Genomic DNA, 20,378 nt, shown 5'->3' with positions numbered 1-20,378 from the left:
CCGTTCGACGGGATGGAGCTTCCATTTGACGGATTTGTCCAGCCGTATGGGACAAGCGAGGCCGTCATTGCTGACAGTTACGCGAACGGCACCGCGACCGTGCCCTTGGGCAGCTTGGCCTCGTCCTCGGGCTCGACATGGATGATGACGCGCACCGAGGGGATCTCTTCCTTCAGCGCGTCCTCGATGCGGTCGCAGATGACGTGGCTGTCGCCCACGCTCATGTCGGCGTCGACCACGAGATGGAACTCGATGAAGGTGGCGCGGCCGGCAATGCGGGTCTTGAGGTCGTGGACCTCGATGGCGCCCTTCGAGTTGGACGAGATGATGTCGCGGATGCGCATGTGCTCGTCCAGTTCGACGGCGCGGTCCATCAGCCCGTCCATGGACGAGCTGATGACGTGCCAGCCCTGCCACAGGATGTTGAGCGCCACGATGACGGCGAGAACCGGATCGAGGATCGTCCAACCGGTGGCGATGGCGCCGACCAGGCCGATCAGCACGCCGGCCGATGTCACCACGTCGGTCATGATGTGATGGCCGTCGGCGACCATGGCCGGCGAACGCTCGGCGCGGCCGACACGGATCAGCATGCTTGCCCACACCGCGTTGATGACGGCAGCGGTGCCGTTGATGCCGAGCCCGAGCCAGGACTGCTGGGTGTCCATGGGGTGGCCCCAGCTGCGCCAGACCTCGAACAGGATGAGCAGGGCGGCGACGACGATCAACACGCCTTCGAGCACGGCCGAGAAATATTCGGCCTTGTGGTGGCCGTGCTGGTGATCCATGTCGGCCGGCTTGTGGCTGACCTTGATCGCCCAGAAGGCGGCCATGGCGGCGACGACGTTGACGATGGATTCGAGCGCGTCCGAATAGAGCGCCACCGAGCCGGTCAGCTGCCAGGCGAGGAACTTCAGGCCCATCACCAGCGAGCCGATGATGATCGACCAGAAGGCAAGCTTGGCGATGCGCTGCTTGGCCGATGTCGACTTGCCAACGGTGGCTGACGAACTCTGGGTTTCGGTCTGGATCATGATCTCGCTTCGGTAACTGGCTTCGCCCCGCGGCGCGTGGCCACGAGGCGAAAGGTCTTGATTTCGGGCTAGGCCGCTTTTTCCTTGGCCTTGCGCGGCATGTGCGCGACGACGTTCTCGATCATCCGCATGCCGGCGTCATGGCCGAGCGTCATGATCGATTCGGGATGGAATTGCACCGCCGCGATCGGCTCTTTCTTGTGTTCAAACGCCATGATGACGCCGTCCTCGGTTTCGGCGGTGACGACGAAGTCCGAGGGCAGCCGCACCGGGTCGGCGAAGATCGAGTGATAGCGGCCGACGGTCACTTCCTTGGGCAGGCCGGAGAAGACGATGCCGGGTTTGGAGACGCGGATGCGCGACGGCTTGCCGTGCATCGGCACCGCCAGCTGGCGCAGCTCGCCGCCATAGGCTTCGGCCAGCGCCTGCAGGCCCAGGCACACACCGAAGATCGGCAGATCGCGGTCGCGCGCCTTCTTGATCGTCGCCGCCGTGTCGAAATCCTTGGGCGTGCCGGGTCCGGGCGACAGCACCACGAGATCTGGCTTGATGCGGTCGAAGATTTCCTCCGGCACCGGCGAACGCACGGTCGAGACGTCAGCGCCGGTCTGGCGGAAGTAGTTGGCGAGCGTGTGGACGAAGGAGTCCTCATGGTCGACGAGCAGGATCTTCACCCCTTCGCCGACGCGCGCGGTGGTGCGCTCGGTGCCTGCGGAGTTGCCGGTCTTGGCGTCGCGGATGGCGGAAAGCATGGCTGAGGCCTTCAGTTCGGTTTCGGCTTCTTCTTCTTCGGGAACGGAATCGTAGAGCAGGGTGGCGCCGGCGCGCACCTCGGCGATGCCGTCCTTGATGCGGATGGTGCGCAGGGTCAGGCCCGTGTTCAGGTCGCCGTTGAAATGCACCATGCCGATCGCACCGCCATACCAGGCACGTGGGCTCTTTTCATTGTTCTCGATGAAGCGCATGGCCCAGAGCTTGGGCGCGCCCGTCACCGTCACCGCCCAGGCGTGGCTGAGGAACGCGTCGAAGGCGTCCATGCCCTCGCGCAGGCGGCCCTCGATGTGGTCGACGGTGTGGATCAGGCGCGAATACATCTCGATCTGGCGGCGGCCGATGACACGCACCGAGCCCGGCTCGCAGACGCGGGACTTGTCGTTGCGGTCGACGTCGGAGCACATGGTGAGCTCGGATTCGTCCTTCTTCGAGTTGAGCAGCTTGAGAATCTGCTCTGAGTCGGAGATGGCGTCGTCGCCGCGCTTGATGGTGCCCGAGATCGGGCAGGTCTCGACCCGGCGACCGTTGACGCGCACGAACATTTCGGGCGACGCGCCGATCAGGTATTCGCCTTCGCCGAGGTTGATGAAGAACGAGTAGGGCGAGGGATTGATGTTCTTCAGCCGACGCGAAATCTCCGAAGGTGCGGTCTCGCAGCGCTCGTAGAACATCTGGCCGGGCACGACCTCGAACAGATCGCCGCGCTTGAAGCTGTCCATCGCCCGGCGCACCAGCTGGGCGTATTCGCCCGGCTCATGGTCGCCGCGCGGCGGAATGCGGTCGGAGGTCTTGAACGGTTCGACGACGCTGTCGCGAGCGACGCCAATGGTCGAGAAGTCTGCGCCGGCATAGTCGTAGCGGTCGTGCCAGGCCTTGGCCGAATAGTGGTCGACGACAAGGATTTCGTCGGGCAGGAACAGCACCAGGTCGCGCTGGCTTTCCTTGCGTTCGAGCTTGTGCTGGACGGGGTCGAACTGGAAGGCGAGATCGTAGCCGAAGGCGCCGTAGAGGCCGAGATTGCTGTCGTCGTCGGTCTTGAACAGGGCGGTGATGGCGCGCAGCACGGTGAACACCGAAGGCACGCGCGAGCGCTCTTCCTCGGTGAAGACGCGGCCGGGCGTTTCGACTTCGAGCTTGATCAGGCGTGCGCTGGTTTCGCCGATTGTCACTTCCGACAGGGCAGCCAGCGTCTTGCCGATGACGGGCAACAGGGCTTCGCCGCGCGCGTTGAGCGCTTCGATCTTCATGGCGCGGCCGCGGGCCGAGATCACCAGCGGCGGGTCGATGATGGCGGTGTCCCAGCGGGTGTAGCGGCCAGGATATTCGTAGTTCGAGGAAAAGACCGCGCCACGCCGGCTGTTGAGTCCGTCGAGATAGGTCTCGATCGCCCCGGCATAGGCGGTCTCGTGGCGCTCTCTCGTGATCGCAATGCCACCTCCGGTGACAAAGCGCTCAGCGCCATTTTCGAGGATTTCCACCGTCATTCCCGTCTCCATCTCTTGCCGCTGGAGGTTCCGGAGCCTGGTTCGAAAAAAGCAAATGGCCGCCCGGAATTCCCGTTGCGGCCACCACAATTTTCACGCGCACGCGCTTCAAGAGGCCGCTGTCAGCTGGCCCGCCACCAAGTGTTCTGGAGCGAAGTCGTGTTCATGGGCAAATGCATAGCGGCGAAAAATCGGCGGCGCAACCGGATTTGCGTCGTGTTGCATTGCATTACCAACTGTCCGTCAATTTGTTGTCCGGCGGCGCATCAGCACCACGAAAGCCACGCCGCCGATCAGTCCGGTGACGATGCCGAGCGGCATGTCCTGCGGCGGCATCACGGTGCGGGCGGCCATGTCGGCGGCGATCAGGAATATGGCTCCGACCAGCGCCGACAGCGGCAGAACCCGGCGGTAGTCGCCGCCGACGAAGAAGCGCACGATGTGCGGGATCATCAGGCCGACGAAGGCGATGACGCCCGAATAGGCGACCGCACAGCCGGTCAGCAGTGCGCAGACGACGAAGACCTTGAGCCGGAAGCGACGAGCCGGGATGCCGAGCGCAGTCGCGCTCTCGTCGCCGAGCGTCATGGCGTTGAGGTTGCGGGTCTGCATCAGCAGCCAGGCGCCGCCAAGCAGCAGGGCGATGAGCGGGTAGGGCAGGTGGCTCCATTGCGCCAGGCCGAGGCCGCCGAGCATCCAGAAGATCGCCACATGGGCGGCCTTTGGGTCGCCGATGAAGATCGACAGGTTGGCAGCGGCGGAGATGATGAAACTCACCGCCACGCCGGCAAGGATCAGCTGCCCGGCAGACTGCACCCGCGTCAGGTTGGCGATCGCCAGCACCAGCGCCGTCGCTGCCATTGCGCCGGCAAAGGCGAAGACCGGCACGGTTGCCGTGCCGAACACCATGCCGACATGGATCAGCGCCATGATGGCGCCGAAGGCCGCGCCCGACGAAATGCCCAGCAGATGCGGGTCGGCAAGCGGGTTGCGCGTCACCGATTGCAGTGCCGCTCCGACCAGTGCCAGCGATGCGCCGACGACAGCTCCCAGGATGACGCGCGGCGCGCGCACGTCCCAGACGATGTTTTCGCGGCCGCTCGACCAGACCACCTCGACGCTGCCAGGCATCAGCTTGTTGGCGATCACGCCCCACACGGTCTCGAGCGGAATCGCCACCGGGCCGACGCCGACGGCGATGACCATGGCGATGACGAGCACGACCACCAGCCCCGGGATCAGGGCCGGCATGGCATGGATCAGGACATGTCGCGGCCCTACGACGAGGTGGCGGTGCGACACGGTCAGCCGGCCCGCATCGCGGCGGCCAGTCGCTTGATCGCTGCGATGTTGCGCGGTCCCGGCGTCGCCTCGTTGTATTCGAGCACGAAGAAGCGGTTGTTCTTCACCGCTGCGATGTCCTTGAAGGCCGGGTTGGTGCGCATGAACTCGATCTTCTGCTCTGCGGTCACTTCGCCATAGTTGACGATCACCACCATGTCGGGGTTGCGCTCGATGACAGGCTCCCAGCCGATCTCGGCCCAGCTCGACTCGACGTCGTCGGCGATGTTCCTGCCGCCGGCAGCCTCGATGATTGCCGTCGGCATGGCGTAACGACCGGCGGTAAAGGGCTTCTGCTCACCGGAATCGTAGAGGAACACGTTCACCGGCTTGTCGAGCTTGGGCAGCGTCGCCTGGAAGTTGGCGAGCTCCTTCTCGTAGCCGGATACCAGCGCATCGGCCTTCTCGCGCACGCCGAAGATCGCGCCGAGATTGAGCAGGTCGGCATACATGTCCTGAAGCGATGACTTGTCCTTCTTCATGATGTGGATGCAGCTCTCGGTCAGCTCGTAGACCGCGATGTTGAAGGGCGCGAGCGTCTCGGGGGTCACGTCGCCGCCAACCTTCATGCCGTAATTCCAGCCGGCGAAGAACAGATCGGTGTCGACGCCGAGCAGCACTTCCTTGGTGACGTATTTCGGCGCGAGCTCGGGCAGTTCGCCCACACCCTTGCGCAGGTTTTCGTCCAGCGTCTTCCAGCCCGATATGCCGGAATAGCCGACCATGCGGTCGGCGAGGCCGAGCGCCAGCATCATTTCGGTCAGGTTGACGTCGTGCGAGACGGCGCGCTTGGGCGCGGCTTCGAAGGTCACGTCGCGGTTGCAGCTCTTGACGGTGACGGGGAAGCCGCTGGCCATTGAGGAGGCGCAGGTGGCGAACAGGGCGGCGGCGATGAGGGGCAGGCGCATTGGGGCTCCTTTGGTTTGTCAGCGTTCGAGATGGAAGGAAAAGCGCGGGCGGCCGGTGACGGGATGGTCGTCGAGGGTGGCGCCGACGGCAAAGCTCCGGCGGATGCGCTCGGGCGTCAGGATCTCGGCAGGTTTGCCGCAGGCGACCGCGTGGCCGCCATCCATCACCAGCACGCGGTCGGCATGGGCGGAGGCGAGCGCCAGATCGTGCAGCGAGACGATGACGGTGCAGCCGAGAGTGCCGAGCAGTTCCAGCACCTCGAGCTGGTGGCGGATGTCCAAATGGTTGGTCGGCTCGTCGAGGATCAGAAGATCGGGCCGCTGCACCAGCGCACGGGCAATCATGACGCGCTGCTTTTCGCCGCCGGACAGCGAGTTGAAATCGCGCGCAGCAAGGGCGGTCAGGCTGAGCAGGGCAAGAGCGGCCTCGACTTTTTCGTAGTCGTCACCGTTGGTGCCGAAGCCGGCCGCATGCGGTGTCAGGCCAAGCTCGACGATCTCGGCGACCGTCAGGCCGAAGTCGGAGGCGCTTTCCTGCAGCACGGTTGCGATGCGGCGGGCGCAATCGCGCGGCCTCATTTTCCAGATGTCGGCGCCGTCGAGCCGGACAGTGCCCGTAACCGGCTTGTGGTAGCGGTAGAGGCAGCGCAGCAGGCTCGACTTGCCGGCGCCATTGGGGCCGACGATGGCCAGCAACTCGCCAGGCGCGACCGACAACGTCACCGGTTCGAGGATGGGCCTGGAAGCGCGCGGCCCCCAGCTTACGCCGTCGAGTTCGAGAAGTGCCGGGGTCGAGCCGACAAGGCGGCTAGCGGCGTGGACGCGATCGAGCATGCCCTGTCTCCGCGATCAGGCGGAGCAGGCAGAACGATCCGGTCAGCGCGCCGGTACCGAAAAGGGCAGTCGCAACCATCATCATCTCCGCGGCACACCCCGGCCGGTTGAGTTAATCGGATGATGGCAGGTCTCCTGGCTTGCGGGTGATCGCGCCTCGGAGCCTTCCCGGCCTGACGACCAGTGGCAGTTTTCCGAATTGCTATCCGCTCACAGTTGCGGGGGCAGCCACGGTTTCGCGTCGAGGACGTCTCACCGTGTTCCCATTTAACCTGCCGCCTGGAGACGGCAGGAACCATCACTGTCGTCGCTACAGCAGCGACGGGATGCTGACAATCGCTAAAGCGTCATGCCGCCTGCTGAATTGCGTCACGGCGCTCGATGGCGAAGGAAAACACGGCGACGCCGAAGGCGGAGAGCGCGATGGCGGCGCCGACGAGCGGCAGGTCGGCATAGCTTACGCCCATCGAAATTGCCGCACCGCCGACCCAGGCGCCGGCGGCATTGCCGGCATTGAAGGCGCCCTGGTTGAGGGTGGCGGCGAGGTTCGGCGCTTCGGATGCGGTTTCGACGACGCGCATCTGCATCGGCGGCACGATGACGAAGGTGATGACGCCCCACATGAAGACGAGCAGGATCGCCGCCGGCGCCGAAGTGCTGAGTTCGGCAAAGGCGACGTGGATCGCCGCCATCACCACCAGTGCGCCGATGGCCGTCGGCATCAGCTTCCAGTCTGCCAGCTTGCCGCCGATGATGTTGCCGATAGTCATGCCGCCGCCGAACAAAAGCAGGATCCAGGTGACTGATTCAACCGACAGACCGGTGACGTCGGTCAGGATCGGCTTGATGTAGGTGAAGACGGCAAACAGGCTGCCCGATGCCAAGGCCGAGATGATCATGGCGAGCCAGACCTGCAGCTTGCCCAGCACCTTGACCTCGCCCGCCACGCCGCCCTTGCCGGGAGGGGCGACACCGGCCGGCACCATGAAGGCGATGGCCGCGACCGAGATCAGGCCGATGACGACGACGGCGTAGAAGGTCATGCGCCAGCCGAAGGCCTCGCCGAGCGCGGTGCCGCCGGGCACGCCCAAAATGTTGGCGAGCGTCAGGCCGGCGAACATCAGGGCGATGGCGCTGGCGCGCTTGTTGGCAGGCACAAGGCTTGCCGCCACGACCGAGCCGATGCCGAAGAAGGCACCGTGGCCAAGCGCGGTGATGACGCGCGCCGCCATCAGCGTCCAGTAGGTGGGAGCTACGGCGCAGAGCAGGTTGCCGAGCACGAACAGCATGGCAAGGCCGATCAGCACCGGCTTGCGCGGTAGTTTCGCCGTGCCGATGGCGATGATCGGGGCGCCGATGACGACGCCGAGCGCGTAGCCGGTGACCAGAAGGCCGGCGGCCGGGATCGATACGCCGAGGTCGGCTGCGACCTCAGGCAACAGCCCCATGATCACGAATTCGGTGGTGCCGATGCAAAAGGATGCAACGGCCAGAGCGAGGATCGGCAAGGGCATGGGCGGACTCGGGGGAGCTGAAACGATTTAGGTCTACTTTTTCCTCATGCCGGCCACGGCGCAAGCGATGTTGGTGCATTGCAGCAATGCGTACCGTGCATGGCAGCCATTTGGCGGCAGCAATCCGGCTTAGGTCAGGACTGTTGCGTCAGGTCGCGGCGAAGGAATTCGTAGAGCCGCTCGACGGCCGAATTGCCGGCCTGCGGGTTGCGCAGGATGCCGATTTCCATCTCCGGCAGGGGCGGCAGGCCTTCGGCTTCGCCGATGATGCGCAAGCTGGGCGGCACGCTGCGCTGGGCGAGGCCGGCGACTGCCAGTCCCGCCTGCACGACGGCGATCAGCCCAAGCAGGCTGGCGCTGGAATAGGTGCTGCGGAACGAGCGGTCGGCGGCACCCAGCACCTGCAGCACGATGCGTCGCGCCAAGCTGCCCGGCTCGAACAGGGCGACGGGCAGGGGATCAATCTCCCAGGCGACATGGTTGGGCGAGGCGACCCAGACCAGGCGCTCGCGCTGCAGCACCTCGATGGCCTGTTCGGGGCTGCGGGTGATGATGGCAAGGTCGAGCTTGCCGTCGGCGAAGGTCTTGATCAGCGAGGTCGACTGCTCGCAGACAAGTTCGACATTGACCAGCGGGTGGGCTGCGGCAAAGCGGGACAGCACCGGCGGCAGCAGGAAGGCGGCATAATCATCAGGCACGCCGAGCCGCACGCTGCCGGCTTCCTCGGGCCGGGTGACGCTGGCCCAGGCTTCGTCCGACAGTTTCAGCAGGCGGCGGGCATAGGCCAGCATCTCCTCGCCGATCGCATTGGTGGTCACCGCGCGCGGCCCGCGGACGAGCAGTTGCTTGCCGACGCTCTGCTCCAGCCGCTGCATCTGCATGCTGACCGCTGACTGGCTGCGGCCGACGCGCGCGGCGGCATTGGAAAAGCTGCCGCTGTCGGCAACGGCGACGAAGGTCCTGAGCAGGTCGAGGTCGAGCGGCATTGCCATGGCGGTATCAGCATTTCGAATAGGGTTCGCCAAATCTATTCGTTTGAATGAAATCGTCAATCAGGGCTTGTTTGGGTGTCGCCAAGGAAGACCAGCATGACCAACATCTCCCGCTTTCCCGCCCTCAACCTCACTGTCGCCATGGCGATTGCAGGCACTGTCGGCGCCTTCGTCACCGAGGCGGGCGTCGACCCGGTCACGACGGTCTTCTGGCGCTGCCTGTTCGGCTCGCTGTTTCTCGGCGCCTGGTGTTTTTTGCGCGGCTATCTGCCTGACAATTCGCTGTCCTGGAGCCGCCTGGCGCGCGCCGCGCTGTGCGGCGTCTGCATGGTGTTCAGCTGGACGGCCTTCTTCGCCGGCTTCGCCAAGACCTCGATTGCGGTGATGACCATCGTCTACCACATCCAGCCGTTCTTCGTGGTGCTGATCGGCGTGTTGTTCCTCAAGGAGCGCATCACCGCCGACCAGATCGCCTGGATGGCGGCTGCCTTCTTCGGTGTCGTGCTGGCCAGCGGCCTCGTCGTCTCGGACAATCCGGTCACGACGACCTGGATGATCGGCATCGCCATGGCGCTCGGCGGCGCCTTCCTCTACGCGGTCGTCACGATCCTGGCCAAGGGCCTGGGCGAGCAGCGGCCCGAGATCACGGTGCTGTGCCAGACGGTGGTCGGCGTGGTCATGCTCGCGCCCTTCGCCAATTTTGCCGGTGACATCGCGCCCGCCTCATGGGGCTGGCTTGTCGGCATCGGCGTGCTTCATACCGGCATCGCCTATGTGATGATGTTTTCGTCCTATCCCAGGCTTTCGACGCCAGTCATCGGCGTGCTCACCTTCGTCTATCCGGTCGTCGCCATCATCATCGACTGGGCGATCTACGACCATCCCATCGGCATCGCCCAGGGACTGGGCATGGTCCTGATCGCGGTCGCCACGCTGGGCGTGCGGCTCGGCTGGCGGTTGCCTGTGCGCCGGGGCGGCACGGCCTTCGCCAGCCAGAAATGAAAAAGGGGCGCCCTGAGGCGCCCCTTTCAATATCTATGCCCTGAGCAATCAGTTCTGCTTGGGCAGCCGGTAGGCGACGATGTAGTCGCCGCGGTCGGGCGACTGGCGCGCTCCGCCGGCGGAAATCACCACATATTGCGCTCCGCTCTCGTGCGAGACGAAGGTCATCGGGGTCGACTGCGCGCCAACAGGCATGCGGCCCTTCCACAGTTCCTTGCCGGTCTCCACGTCGAGCGCGCGCAGATAGTAGTCCTGCGTGCCGGCGTAGAAGACGACGCCGCCCGAAGTGGCGATGGGGCCGCCAAGCGTCGGCATGCCGATCGGGATCTGCAGGCCCATCTTCAAGCCGAGCGGACCGGTATCTTCAAGCGTGCCGGCCGGAACCTGCCAGGCGATCTGGCGGGTTTTCAGGTCGATGCCGGTGAAGGTGCCGTAAGGCGGCTGGTGGCAGGGAACGCCGAGCGGCGACATGAAGCCGTTCTTCATGGCGCCATAGGGCGTGCCCTTCTGCTGCGACAGGCCATCATGGGCTGCCGAGCCGCCATAGTTGTCGGTCTCCTCGCGCGGCATCAGCTGGGCGAACTGCGGCATGCGGATGTCGTTGACGATCAGCAGGCCACGCGCCTCGTCGATCGCCGCACTGCCCCAGTTCATGCCGCCGTAATAGCCTGGGAAGATGATCGAGCGTGTCAGGCCGGGAGGCGTGAACTCACCTTCGTAACGCATCTTCTTGAACTCGATGCGGCAGTAGAGCTGGTCGTAGGGCGTCGCACCCCACATCCTCGCCTCGGTGAAGGGCGCGGTGCCGATCTCGGGCATGCCGACCGAATAGGGCTGCGTCGGCGACAGGAAGTCCTCCGGCACGCCGCCGGTCTGCGGTACTGGGCGCTCCTCGACCTCGGCGATCGGCTTGCCGTCGCGGCGGTCGAGCATGAAGATCTGCCCGCGCTTGGTGATCTGGATCAGCGCCGGAACGGTGCCGCCCTTGCCATCGGGCACGTCGTAGAGTGCCGGCTGGGCAGGAACGTCGTAGTCCCAGATGTCGTGATGCACGGTCTGGAACTTCCAGCGCTCGCGGCCCGTGGCGATATCCAGCGCTACGACCGAGGCGGTGTAGTCTTCGGCTGCCTTGGAGCGATGCGCGCCAAAGAAGTCGGGCGTCGCGTTGCCGGTCGGCAGGTAGACGAGACCAAGGGCTTCGTCATAGGCCGGCGTCGACCAGACGTTGGGCGTGCCGCGCGTGTAGCTTTCGCCTTCCGGCGGCAGCTTGGTGATTGCGGGGTTGCCGAGATCCCAGGCCCAGACCAGCTCGCCGGTGCGGGCCGAGAAGGCGCGCACTGCGCCCGAGGGTTCGCCTGTCTCGACATTGTCCCACACCCAGCCGCCGACCATGATCAGGTCGCGCATGACGGTGGGCGCCGAGGTCTGGAAGTAGAAGCCGTCCTTGATCTCGCCCATGCCCTGCTTGAGATCGACGATGCCGCCGGTGCCGAAATCCTGGCACAGCTCGCCGGTCTTGGCGTCGAGCTGGATCAGGCGGGCGTCGATGGTGGTCATGACGATGCGGGCGGCACAGGCGTTGGCCTGGGCGACCGGCGTTGTCTGCGCGACCGGGCTTGCCGGCGCCAGCGGATCGGCGGGGGCAGCCGCATTGGCCGGCGCGGCGGCTCCTGCCTCAGCCGTCGCCGGACCCGGCTCGTAGTAGCTCACGCCGCGGCAGCGCTGCCACAGCGGCGACTTCGCCTTGGGATCGAACTTCCACTTCACGTCGCCCGTATCCGGGTTCAGCGCATGGACGATGTTGTTGGGCGAACAGGTGTAGAGCGTGTCGTCGACGAACAGCGGCGTGTTCTGGTCCTGCGCGCTGCCCTGAGGGGTGTCGCCCGAGCGGAAGGTCCAGGCGACCTCGAGCTTGTGGACGTTGTCGCGGTTGATCTGGTCGATCGGCGCATAGCGCGTGCCCGCCGGGGTGCGGCCGTAGTGGCGCCAGTCGGTGGCGCTTGCGGCGGCCGGCGGCACCGTCGGCTTGGGCTCGGCTGAAGCCAGCGTGTTGCTGACAACGCCATGCGGGGTAAAGCCATAGAAGGCGGTTGCCGCAAGTGCCGCGACCAAAAGGGCTGCGAGCGCGAAAGGAGCAGCCTTGCCGGGGCGGGGGGTGCCGGCGCGGGTCGGGAAGAGGGGGGCGAGCAACAGCGCCGGGATGGCGATGACGGCGGGTGCCACCAGGCGCGGGATCAGCGGCCAGAATTCGAGGCCGGATTCCCACAGCGCCCAGGCGACGGTCGCCAGGAAGACGAAGCCGTAGAGCCAGAGGCCTGCCTTGCGGCGCATGATGTAGAGGATGCCTGAAGCGATGACGCCGAGGCCGGCGAGCGCGTAATACCACGATCCACCCAGGCCGATCAGCTGGACGCCGCCATAAACGAGCGGTGCCCCGATGATGACCATGAGCAGGCCGAATAGAACCAGAAGCCAGCTGCCGCCGCTCCCGCTTTTCTGTTGTTCTGCCATTTTGGTTACCTGCGAAGATTATCGGACGGTTCGACGCCGCCCGGATGGGTGACGTCGGCTGCGATTGCTCTTGCAGGTCTTGCGCGTACGTCTCCTCGCCCGGCCGTCGCGCTTTTTCTATCTTCAAGAATCTAATCGCATCCTAATAGATAATATGCTATCTTTCTCGAATGTCCAATGCCTCCGCCGCACGCGCCAATTTCGCCAAGAATGTCACATCGGTCGCCCGGCTGTGGCGGCGCGCGGCCGACCATGCGCTCGACGATTGCGGGCTGTCGCACGCCACCGCCATGCCGCTGGTGACGCTGTCGCGGTTGGGCGACAACATCCGCCAGGGCGTGATTGCCGATCATCTCGGTTTTGAGGGGCCGTCGCTGGTGCGCATCGTCGATATCCTTGCCGCCGACGGGCTGATCGTGCGTGTCGGCGATCCCGGCGACCGCCGCGCCAAGATCCTGTCGCTCACCGATGCCGGGCGCGCCCGCGTCATCAAGATCGAGCGGATCTTCGAGCGCCTGCGCAACGATCTCCTTGCCGGCGAAGACGAGCACGAACTGGAAATCGCCGTCACGCTGCTGGAACGGCTCGAGGCGCGGCTGCTCGCGGCGGAACCCGACGAGAGCTGACGCCCGTCATCCGGGATCAAGGGGTGTTCCTCGACCTGGACTTGGGTCGCGGCGGTTGCGGCCATGCCGTTAGAGCTGACGCGATGTCTTCGACCCAGTCAGCAGCGATTACCCCTGTTTCTGGCAACTCACTTACCGTGTTCTGTGCTATGGCCAGAATGCCTCACGCTGATAGGTTTCGGCCCTCAATCACCCAAAGAGGCGAATTCCATGACCAGCCAGATCGACAAGGCCAAGGCCTTCCATGCCCTGCACGTGAAGGGCGACCCGGTGGTGCTCTACAACATCTGGGATCCGGGCAGCGCCAACATCGTCGCCAAGGCCGGCGCCAAGGCGATTGCCACGGGCAGCTGGCCGGTGGCGGCCGCCTTTGGTTTTGCCGATGGCGAAAAGATCCCGCTCGACCTCGCGCTCTACAACATCCGCCGCATCGTCGCCGCCACCGACCTGCCTGTCACCATGGACCTCGAAGGTGGCTATGGCATCGAGCCCGAGGCGGTCGCCGCGACCGTGACGCGGGCGCTGGCCGAAGGGGTCATCGGCTTCAATTTCGAGGACCAGGTCGTCGGTGGCAGCGGCCTGCACGACATTGCGCTTCAGGCCGAACGGATTTCGGCCGTGGCGGAAGCCGTCAAGGCGTCGGGCATCCCTGCCTTCATCAACGCCCGCACCGACATCTTCCTCAAGGAAAAATACGACGATCACAACGACGCGCATGTCGACGCGGCGATCGAACGTGCCCAGGCCTACGCCAAGGCCGGCGCGCATGGCTTCTTTGCTCCCGGTCTCGGCGTCGAGCGGTTGATCGGCAGGCTGTGTGCGGCCGTGCCGCTTCCCGTCAACATCATCGCGCTCGCCCACGTGCCGCCGAAGGCAAAGCTCGCCGAGCTCGGCGTCGCCCGCATCAGCTACGGTCCGGTGCCCTATCGCCAGATGGCCGAATGGCTGGAGGCCAAGGCGCGGGCTGCCTTCGAGTAGACCGAAGAGAAAGGCCCGTCCCGGAGTTGTCGGGACGGGCCTGGCCTAGAGGTTGCTTGCGCAATTCCTGGGAAAACCGCTGCGAACTTTTCCTGGAATTGCTCTAGTCCAGCGGCTTCAGCTCGATGGCAATCGTCGGCAGAAGCTCCGACACCGTTGGATGGATGTGCACCGCGCGCTGCAGCGTCTCGATTGGCGCCTTGGCGTACATCAGGTCGAGCACCGCATGGATCGCCTCGTCACCGCCGGTGCCCAGCACCGAGGCGCCGAGAATTTGCCTTGTGTCGGCATCGACAAGGATCTTCATGAAGCCTTGCGTCTCGCCCTTTTCGACGGCGCGGCCGACGCGTGTCATCAGCCGCTGGCCTGAAAGCACCTTGCGGCCGCTCTTGCGCGCCGCCGCCTCGGTCATGCCGGCGCGGCCGAGCGGCGGGTCGATGTAGAGCCCATAGGCTTCGATGCGGTCGCTGACCTTGCGCGGGTCGTTGTCCAGAAGGTTGGCGGTGACGATCTCGAAGTCGTTGTAGGAGGTGTGGGTGAAGGCGCCCTTGCCGTTGCAGTCGCCCATCGCCCAGATGTGCGGGACATTGGTCCTGAGCCGGTCGTCGACCTCGATGTACCCTCGCTTGTCCATGGCGACGCCCGCCCGGTCGAGACCAAGGTCGTCGGTGTTGGGCTTGCGGCCGATGGCCAGAAGCACATGCGAACCCGTCACCGCGCGGTCGCCTGACGTGCAGTCGACGCCGACGGTCACGCCATCAGGGTGAGGAGCGAAGCTGATGCATTCAGCGTCGAGCCTGAGTGCGATGCCCTCGTTCTCGAGTATGCCCTTCACCGCGTCCGACACATCCTCGTCTTCGCGCGAGACCAGTCGCGGGCCTTTTTCGACGACGGTCACTTGCGCGCCGAAGCGGCGGAACATCTGGGCGAATTCCAGCCCGATATAGCTGCCGCCGACCACGACGAGATGGCGGGGCAGGAAGTCGACCTCCATCATCGAGGTGTTGGTCAGGTAGGTGACGTCGTCGATACCAGGCATATCGGGGATGTTGGCGCGGCCGCCGACATTGATGAAGATGCGCTCGCCATGGAGCAGGTCGTCGCCGACGCGCACCTCATGCGGTCCCTCGAAACGGGCATGACCGCGATAGAGCGTGCAGCCCTTCATGCCGGCGATCCAGCCTTCCAGGCTGGCGCGGGAATCGACCGTCACCTTGTCCTTGCGTGCCTTCACCGCCTTCATGTCGACCGAGACGGGGCCGGTCGAAACGCCATAGTCGGCGCCTGATCGGGCGAGATGGGCGGCGTAGGCGCTCGCCACCATGGTCTTGGTCGGCTTGCAGCCCGTGTTGACGCAGGTGCCGCCGACAAGCTTGCGCTCGATCAGCGCCACCGTCTGCCCCGCTGCCGCCAGACGTCCGGCCAGCGGCGGCCCGGCCTGGCCGCAGCCGATGATGATGGCGTCGAATTTCTGGGCGGGGCTCATGCTGCCATGCTTACGATCAGCAGTGCGGCGAGTATCGCCACGGCATCCTCGATCAGCGCCGCCGGCAGGTCCTTGCCGAAGGATTTTGCGAGGCTCGCCCGCACAGCCGCGCCGCCGAGCGTACCCAAAATGGCGCCGATGATGCCGGCGGCCAGTCCGCCGATCGCAGCCCCTCCCAGCGTGCCGATGACGGCGCCGGCAAGCGCCCCCATGACGATACGTGCGCCGAATTGCTGCGGCACCTTGCGGCTGGGCGTCGAGGGCAACTGGTCGGTCACCAGTTCGACCAGCGCCAGAAGCGTGAAGATCGCAACCGTGATCCAGTGGCCCATGAAGCTTGCCCAGGTACCGGCGACCGGCAGCCAGCCGAGCCAGGCGCCCCAGGCGACAGCCGCCGGGGCGGTCATGGCCCTGAGGCCGGCAACCAACCCGATGAGCAGTGCGAGAAGGTAGATTGCCATACGTTGTCCCCCTGGTGGTTATGGCCGGTACCAAAAGTGCACTTTGCCGGAGGCTAGCACAGCCACATGGTTTCGCCAGAGCAGCAGGGCTTCAACCTTTGCAGCATGAGCCTTTCTGTGGTTTGGCTGGACGAACGGGAAAGGAACGCTGACATGGCAACGAGCGAACGCGACAAGATGGCCGCCGGCGCGTGGTACAATTGCGTCGACGCCGAACTCGACGCGCTGCGCCTTGCCGCCGCCAACGCCATCTTCGAGCACAATTCGCTGCCGCCGTCAGCGCGCGGCGACATCGCGCCCGCTCTCCGCAAGCTGCTCGGCGCGGCCAGCGCCGGCTGCCGCATCGAGGCGCCGTTCCATTGTGCCTATGGTTTCAACATCCATCTGGGCGAGGGCGTGTTCCTCAATGCCGGCTGCACCATCCTCGATACGGCGCCGGTGCGCATAGGCGAGGGCACGATGTTTGGCCCCGGCGTGCAGATCTACTGCCCCGAGCATCACAAGGACCCGGTGCTGCGCCGGGTCGGCCTTGAGATCGGCAGGCCGGTCACCCTCGGCCGCAACGTATGGGTCGGCGGCAGCGCCATCCTGCTTGGCGGCATCGAGATCGGCGACAACGCCATCGTCGGCGCCGGCTCGGTGGTGACGAAGAGCGTTGCGGCGGGCGCGACAGTCGTCGGCAATCCGGCACGTCCGCTCGCCAGATAGCGGAAACTATTATTCCTGACGTTGACAGTGGGCCGGGTCGCCGCCATATCGGATGGCGTTAATGTTCTCAGGGCGGGGTGAAAGTCCCCACCGGCGGTAAGGGTTTTCGAATCCAAGCCCGCGAGCGCCTCCAGGCAACTGGAGGGTCAGCAGATCCGGTGCGACTCCGGAGCCGACGGTCACAGTCCGGATGGAAGAGAACGAACGGGAAAGCGGAGGCGCGAGCCGCCGGGATTCCGTCTCGTGCGTCCTGATTCTGGTTCGAAACGGAAGGATGGACCCATGAATCAGCAATCCCCGAAAGACTTCGATACGACCCGCGTTGCCGTGATCCGGGCGCGCTGGCATGCCGACATCGTCGACGAATGCGTCAAGGCCTTCAGCTCCGAGATCGAGAAGCTGTCGGACGGCCGTATCGCCGTCGACATTTATGACGTGCCCGGCGCCTACGAGATCCCGCTGTTTGCCAAGACGCTGGCCGAAACCGGCCGCCATCAGGCGATCCTCGGCACTGCCTTCGTCGTCAATGGCGGCATCTACCGCCACGACTTCGTGGCGCATGCCGTGCTCGACGGCATGATGAACGTACAGCTGCAGACCGGGGTGCCGGTTCTCTCGGCGGTGCTGACCCCGCACAACTACCATGACAGCGCCGAGCATCACCGCTTCTTCTTCGACCACTTCAAGGTCAAGGGCAAGGAAGCCGCCAATGCCTGCGTCGAGCTGCTCAAGGCGCGTGCGCTGATCGCCGCCTGACGCGAACGCGCACCCGGCTCTCCCCTTTTTGGGGAGGGCCGACGGCCCCTGCGATGGCACGCCGCACCGAAAAGACGATTGTAGGCCTAGGCTTCCAAGCCCCCGCATCGCATGATCGCGCTGCATCATCAGGGGAGTTCGCCATGCCGTCCATTCCACTGCCGCTCAAGGGCGCGTGCCGCTGCGGGCGAGTCGAGATCGAGGTGTCGAAGGCGCCGATCTGCACCGCGGCCTGCCATTGCCCCGGCTGCCAGAAGATGTCGTCCTCGGCCTATTCGCTGACGGCGATGGTGCCTGCCGACGGCTTTGCCGTCACCAAGGGCGAAACCGTCGTCGGCGGGGCGCATGGCGAGCAGTTGCACCACCAGTTCTGCGACCATTGCAAGACGTGGATGTTCACCCGCGTCGTCGGCGTCGACTGGTTCGTCAATGTGCGGCCGACCATGCTTGAGGACACGGCCTGGTTCAGGCCGTTCATGGAAACCTTCACCAAGACCAGGATGTCGTTTGCCGAAACCGGCGCTGTCAGGAGCTTCCCGGAGTTTCCTGGAATGGAAGAGCTTGAGCCGCTGATGCACGAATACCAGGCCTGGGCGGCGAGCTAGGGGACCCGCCTCGCCACCGGCGCGAAGCTGCTCAGGCCCAGCCATGCCTGCATGGCGCGGGCGATGCGGTCGTCGCCGTCGAGTTCGAGATGGCCGGAATCGATCTCCTGGCTCAGCCGCGCCAGCCCCATCCAGACCGCCGTCATGCTGCGCAGCGAGCCGGTGACCTGCAGGTCGACCTCGAAGCCGGGGTCGGAATTGCACAGGTCGACCGTGCCGTCATCGACCACCAGCCACCAGTTCTGCTGGGATTTCGACACTTCGGGGTACAGAAAGTGAATCGTGCAGCGCTGCGGCGGCAAAGGCTCGGGATTGAGGTTGCGCCGCATGTCCCACATCAAGAGCGAAGGGTCGAGATTCCTGAGGGTTAGCTGGCTTTCGACCCAGCGGTGCCCCCATTCGCCGAGGCCGAGGATGATCGGCCGCAGGTCTTCGCCGGCTTCGGTCAGCCGGTATTCGACACTGCCTGAGCCGCCGCGCTCGGTGTGGATCACGCCGGCACGCTCCAGTTCCTTCAGCCGCTTGGACAGCAGTGCCGGCGACATGCGCGGCACGCCGCGGCGCAGATCGTTGAAACGGCTCGATCCCATCAGCATTTCGCGCACGACCAAAGCCGTCCAGCGGGTGCACAGCACCTCCGACGCCATCGAAACCGGGCAAAACTGGCCGTAACCGCCGCGATCGCTCATCTCGCACCATGCGCAGGCAACGTGCGTCTTATAGCGCAAAAGCTGCTTTCCCGCATCTAGCCCATAAGTCTGACCGGCCAGACGGCGATTCAGTTCCTGAACTGGACCGCGCTCGTCTCAGGCGCAATTCTCCGCCCGCCTGCCGTTTCAACTGGAGACAGCATGATGAGGAATGTAGCAGAATCCGCGCTGGCAACCGCCGGCGGACATGCAGTGCCGACCGACGTCGTGGGCGTGGCCCACGACCTCGCTTCCGTCCTTGGCGAACGTGCTCCCAAGTTCGACGAGGGCGACCGTTTCGTCGCCGACAACTATGCGCTTCTCAAGCAAGCCGGCCTGGTTCAGGCGGGCGTGCCGCTCGAACTGGGCGGCGGCGGGGCCGGCCTGCGCGAACTCTCGGAAATGCTGCGCATCATGGCGCAGTCCTGCGGTTCGACCGCGCTGGCCTTTGCCATGCACACCCACCAGGTGGCGATCCCCGCCTGGCGCTGGCGCTACCAGAATGTCGCCGCCGTCGAACCCTTGCTCAAGCGCGTCGCAACAGAGAGGATCATCCTGCTCTCCAGCGGCGGGTCCGACTGGATCGGCGGCTCGGGCAAGGCCGAGAAGGTCGAGGGCGGCTATCGCATCACCGCGCGCAAGGTCTTCACTTCGGGTGCGGCTGCCGGCGACATCCTGATGACCGGGGCGATCGCCTGCGCCGAGGACGGCACCGAAAAGGTCATCCATTTCGGCGTGCCGATGCGGGCGCCGGAGGTCAGCGTCATGGACAACTGGCATACATTGGGCATGCGCGGCACCGGCTCCAACGACGTCGTCATCGACGGGCTGTTCGTGCCGGATGCTTCCGTTGCCTTCTCACGCGCGCCGGGCCACTGGCATCCGGTGTTCCAGATCATCGCCACCATCGCCTTTCCGCTGATCTATGCGGTCTATCTCGGGGTCGCCGAAAGCGCCCGTGACATCGCTGTCGAGATCACCAGGAAGAAGCAGGCAGGCGAGACCACGCTCACCCTTGCCGGACGCATGGACACCGCCTTGCGCGCGGCCCAGATGGCGCATCGCTCGATGATCGAGACGGCCGAGCGCAACACGCCATCGGCGGAAAGCGTCAACGAGGTGATGATCGGCCGCTCGCTGGTCGCCCGCCATGGCCTCGAGGTGGTCGAGCTCGCCATGGAACTCGCCGGTGGCGCCTCCTTCTACCGCGACAAGGGCCTCGAGCGCCGCTTCCGCGACATGCAGGCCGCGCGTTTCCACCCGCTGCAGGCCGGCCCGCAGGCCCGCTACACTGGAGCGATGGCGCTGGGGTTGCCGGTCGATACGATCTTTTGAAGGCAGCCTCCCGGCTGATGCCAGGTTGTTCCTGAAATGCGTCCGCCACGGGCACCCGTGGCGGGTGCGGTTTGCAGATGGGTGGGCCGTAGACACCAACCTTGGCCTTCTGAAATGAAAAGGGGCGGGGCCTTGCGGCCTCGCCCCTTCGTCTTGGAATGTTGGTTTCGCCTCAGAACAGGCCTTCGATCTGTCCCTGTTCGTTGAGGAAGATCTTTTCCGATGACGGCGCCTTGGGCAGGCCCGGCATGGTCATGATCTCGCCGCAGATGGCGACGACGAAGCCGGCGCCGGCCGACAGCCTGACCTCACGCACCGGCACCACATGGTCGACGGGGGC

19 protein-coding genes and 2 riboswitches are annotated in these 20,378 nt (G+C 65.3%); of the genes, 7 read left to right on the top strand and 12 right to left on the bottom strand.

The genetic code is table 11. The features are described from left to right. Window positions 1–77: 77 nt before the first annotated feature. The 7 genes from NDO48_RS24240 to NDO48_RS24210 all read right to left on the bottom strand — a co-directional run bounded on the left by NDO48_RS24240 (window position 78) and on the right by NDO48_RS24210 (window position 8,881). The gene (locus tag NDO48_RS24240) at window positions 78–1,034 is read right to left on the bottom strand and encodes a cation diffusion facilitator family transporter (RefSeq protein WP_018429095.1); all 957 of its coding nucleotides are present in this window, start codon (window positions 1,032–1,034) and stop codon (window positions 78–80) included. Window positions 1,035–1,102: 68 nt separating this feature from the next. Next, window positions 1,103–3,292 carry an anthranilate synthase gene (locus tag NDO48_RS24235; RefSeq protein WP_018429094.1) on the bottom strand — a complete coding sequence of 730 codons (2,190 nt, stop codon included), beginning with the start codon at window positions 3,290–3,292 and terminating at the stop codon, window positions 1,103–1,105. Between the two features lie 243 nt (window positions 3,293–3,535). Continuing rightward, window positions 3,536–4,543, bottom strand: coding sequence for a FecCD family ABC transporter permease (locus NDO48_RS24230; protein WP_267322543.1), 1,008 nt, complete (start codon window positions 4,541–4,543; stop codon window positions 3,536–3,538). A 53-nt stretch (window positions 4,544–4,596) separates the two neighbouring features. After that, a complete protein-coding gene (locus tag NDO48_RS24225; protein WP_267322542.1) occupies window positions 4,597–5,541 on the bottom strand; it encodes an ABC transporter substrate-binding protein in 945 nt (314 codons plus the stop codon). An 18-nt stretch (window positions 5,542–5,559) separates the two neighbouring features. Then, a complete protein-coding gene (locus NDO48_RS24220) occupies window positions 5,560–6,375 on the bottom strand; it encodes an ABC transporter ATP-binding protein (RefSeq protein ID WP_267322541.1) in 816 nt (271 codons plus the stop codon). A gap of 107 nt (window positions 6,376–6,482) precedes the next feature. Further along, window positions 6,483–6,690, bottom strand: a riboswitch (cobalamin riboswitch). Between the two features lie 32 nt (window positions 6,691–6,722). Further along, entirely contained in the window at window positions 6,723–7,889 is a 1,167-nt protein-coding gene (locus NDO48_RS24215) for an MFS transporter (RefSeq protein ID WP_267322540.1), read from the bottom strand. 134 nt (window positions 7,890–8,023) lie between these two features. Next, the gene (locus tag NDO48_RS24210; protein WP_018429089.1) at window positions 8,024–8,881 is read right to left on the bottom strand and encodes a LysR substrate-binding domain-containing protein; all 858 of its coding nucleotides are present in this window, start codon (window positions 8,879–8,881) and stop codon (window positions 8,024–8,026) included. A 96-nt stretch (window positions 8,882–8,977) separates the two neighbouring features. Here NDO48_RS24210 and NDO48_RS24205 point away from each other — a divergent pair, with 96 nt between their 5' ends. Continuing rightward, entirely contained in the window at window positions 8,978–9,883 is a 906-nt protein-coding gene (locus NDO48_RS24205; RefSeq protein ID WP_267322539.1) for a DMT family transporter, read from the top strand. Window positions 9,884–9,931: 48 nt separating this feature from the next. Here NDO48_RS24205 and NDO48_RS24200 read toward each other — a convergent pair whose 3' ends face one another. Then, window positions 9,932–12,394: a membrane-bound PQQ-dependent dehydrogenase, glucose/quinate/shikimate family gene (locus NDO48_RS24200; protein ID WP_267322538.1), complete on the bottom strand. Its 2,463-nt coding sequence runs from the start codon at window positions 12,392–12,394 to the stop codon at window positions 9,932–9,934. Window positions 12,395–12,564: 170 nt separating this feature from the next. On the opposite strand from NDO48_RS24200, the gene NDO48_RS24195 reads away from it, so the two are divergent. Together NDO48_RS24195 and NDO48_RS24190 are read left to right on the top strand one after the other, a co-directional pair. After that, on the top strand, window positions 12,565–13,020 hold the full coding sequence (locus tag NDO48_RS24195; RefSeq protein WP_267322537.1) for a MarR family winged helix-turn-helix transcriptional regulator: 456 nt from the start codon (window positions 12,565–12,567) through the stop codon (window positions 13,018–13,020). A 210-nt stretch (window positions 13,021–13,230) separates the two neighbouring features. Continuing rightward, window positions 13,231–13,998 (top strand): isocitrate lyase/PEP mutase family protein, encoded by a 768-nt coding sequence (locus tag NDO48_RS24190; RefSeq protein WP_267322536.1) that lies wholly within the window; start codon window positions 13,231–13,233, stop codon window positions 13,996–13,998. Window positions 13,999–14,101: 103 nt separating this feature from the next. Here NDO48_RS24190 and NDO48_RS24185 read toward each other — a convergent pair whose 3' ends face one another. Continuing rightward, window positions 14,102–15,484, bottom strand: a complete 1,383-nt coding sequence (locus NDO48_RS24185) for an FAD-containing oxidoreductase (RefSeq protein ID WP_267322535.1) — start codon at window positions 15,482–15,484, stop codon at window positions 14,102–14,104. Then, window positions 15,481–15,945, bottom strand: a complete 465-nt coding sequence (locus tag NDO48_RS24180; RefSeq protein ID WP_267322534.1) for a DUF4126 domain-containing protein — start codon at window positions 15,943–15,945, stop codon at window positions 15,481–15,483. The genes NDO48_RS24185 and NDO48_RS24180 overlap by 4 nt, the downstream gene beginning before the upstream one ends. A gap of 153 nt (window positions 15,946–16,098) precedes the next feature. On the opposite strand from NDO48_RS24180, the gene NDO48_RS24175 reads away from it, so the two are divergent. From NDO48_RS24175 to NDO48_RS24165, 3 genes are all read left to right on the top strand, one after another. Next, complete coding sequence (locus NDO48_RS24175; RefSeq protein ID WP_026227416.1) at window positions 16,099–16,653, top strand: sugar O-acetyltransferase; 555 nt, start codon at window positions 16,099–16,101, stop codon at window positions 16,651–16,653. 59 nt (window positions 16,654–16,712) lie between these two features. Next, window positions 16,713–16,859, top strand: a riboswitch (FMN riboswitch). A gap of 76 nt (window positions 16,860–16,935) precedes the next feature. After that, a complete protein-coding gene (locus NDO48_RS24170) occupies window positions 16,936–17,409 on the top strand; it encodes a 6,7-dimethyl-8-ribityllumazine synthase (protein ID WP_267322533.1) in 474 nt (157 codons plus the stop codon). 143 nt (window positions 17,410–17,552) lie between these two features. Beyond that, window positions 17,553–18,014, top strand: a complete 462-nt coding sequence (locus NDO48_RS24165; protein WP_018429080.1) for a GFA family protein — start codon at window positions 17,553–17,555, stop codon at window positions 18,012–18,014. Here NDO48_RS24165 and NDO48_RS24160 read toward each other — a convergent pair. Continuing rightward, window positions 18,011–18,703, bottom strand: a complete 693-nt coding sequence (locus tag NDO48_RS24160; RefSeq protein ID WP_018429079.1) for a winged helix-turn-helix transcriptional regulator — start codon at window positions 18,701–18,703, stop codon at window positions 18,011–18,013. The genes NDO48_RS24165 and NDO48_RS24160 overlap by 4 nt on opposite strands. Window positions 18,704–18,868: 165 nt before the next feature. On the opposite strand from NDO48_RS24160, the gene NDO48_RS24155 reads away from it, so the two are divergent. Then, on the top strand, window positions 18,869–20,038 hold the full coding sequence (locus NDO48_RS24155; protein ID WP_051091977.1) for an acyl-CoA dehydrogenase family protein: 1,170 nt from the start codon (window positions 18,869–18,871) through the stop codon (window positions 20,036–20,038). A 172-nt stretch (window positions 20,039–20,210) separates the two neighbouring features. On the opposite strand, the gene NDO48_RS24150 is transcribed toward NDO48_RS24155, so the two are convergent. After that, window positions 20,211–20,378, bottom strand: a 168-nt coding sequence (locus tag NDO48_RS24150; protein WP_267322566.1) for a formate--tetrahydrofolate ligase, incomplete at its 5' end; no start/stop codon positions are given.

It is taken from the genome of Aminobacter sp. MET-1 (assembly GCF_026521175.1).
Lineage (GTDB): Bacteria > Pseudomonadota > Alphaproteobacteria > Rhizobiales > Rhizobiaceae > Aminobacter.
This window is presented reverse-complemented; position numbering and strand designations above follow the sequence as displayed.

Excerpts from the sequence above, each read along its gene's own strand:
- NDO48_RS24240 (WP_018429095.1), bottom strand. The coding sequence starts at position 1,034 with ATGATCCAGACCGAAACCCAGAGTTCGTCAGCCACCGTTGGCAAGTCG.
- NDO48_RS24235 (WP_018429094.1), bottom strand. The coding sequence starts at position 3,292 with ATGACGGTGGAAATCCTCGAAAATGGCGCTGAGCGCTTTGTCACCGGA.
- NDO48_RS24230 (WP_267322543.1), bottom strand. The coding sequence starts at position 4,543 with ATGCCGGCCCTGATCCCGGGGCTGGTGGTCGTGCTCGTCATCGCCATG.
- NDO48_RS24225 (WP_267322542.1), bottom strand. The coding sequence starts at position 5,541 with ATGCGCCTGCCCCTCATCGCCGCCGCCCTGTTCGCCACCTGCGCCTCC.
- NDO48_RS24220 (WP_267322541.1), bottom strand. The coding sequence starts at position 6,375 with ATGCTCGATCGCGTCCACGCCGCTAGCCGCCTTGTCGGCTCGACCCCG.
- NDO48_RS24215 (WP_267322540.1), bottom strand. The coding sequence starts at position 7,889 with ATGCCCTTGCCGATCCTCGCTCTGGCCGTTGCATCCTTTTGCATCGGC.
- NDO48_RS24210 (WP_018429089.1), bottom strand. The coding sequence starts at position 8,881 with ATGGCAATGCCGCTCGACCTCGACCTGCTCAGGACCTTCGTCGCCGTT.
- NDO48_RS24205 (WP_267322539.1), top strand. The coding sequence starts at position 8,978 with ATGACCAACATCTCCCGCTTTCCCGCCCTCAACCTCACTGTCGCCATG.
- NDO48_RS24200 (WP_267322538.1), bottom strand. The coding sequence starts at position 12,394 with ATGGCAGAACAACAGAAAAGCGGGAGCGGCGGCAGCTGGCTTCTGGTT.
- NDO48_RS24195 (WP_267322537.1), top strand. The coding sequence starts at position 12,565 with ATGTCCAATGCCTCCGCCGCACGCGCCAATTTCGCCAAGAATGTCACA.
- NDO48_RS24190 (WP_267322536.1), top strand. The coding sequence starts at position 13,231 with ATGACCAGCCAGATCGACAAGGCCAAGGCCTTCCATGCCCTGCACGTG.
- NDO48_RS24185 (WP_267322535.1), bottom strand. The coding sequence starts at position 15,484 with ATGAGCCCCGCCCAGAAATTCGACGCCATCATCATCGGCTGCGGCCAG.
- NDO48_RS24180 (WP_267322534.1), bottom strand. The coding sequence starts at position 15,945 with ATGGCAATCTACCTTCTCGCACTGCTCATCGGGTTGGTTGCCGGCCTC.
- NDO48_RS24175 (WP_026227416.1), top strand. The coding sequence starts at position 16,099 with ATGGCAACGAGCGAACGCGACAAGATGGCCGCCGGCGCGTGGTACAAT.
- NDO48_RS24170 (WP_267322533.1), top strand. The coding sequence starts at position 16,936 with ATGAATCAGCAATCCCCGAAAGACTTCGATACGACCCGCGTTGCCGTG.
- NDO48_RS24165 (WP_018429080.1), top strand. The coding sequence starts at position 17,553 with ATGCCGTCCATTCCACTGCCGCTCAAGGGCGCGTGCCGCTGCGGGCGA.
- NDO48_RS24160 (WP_018429079.1), bottom strand. The coding sequence starts at position 18,703 with ATGAGCGATCGCGGCGGTTACGGCCAGTTTTGCCCGGTTTCGATGGCG.
- NDO48_RS24155 (WP_051091977.1), top strand. The coding sequence starts at position 18,869 with ATGAGGAATGTAGCAGAATCCGCGCTGGCAACCGCCGGCGGACATGCA.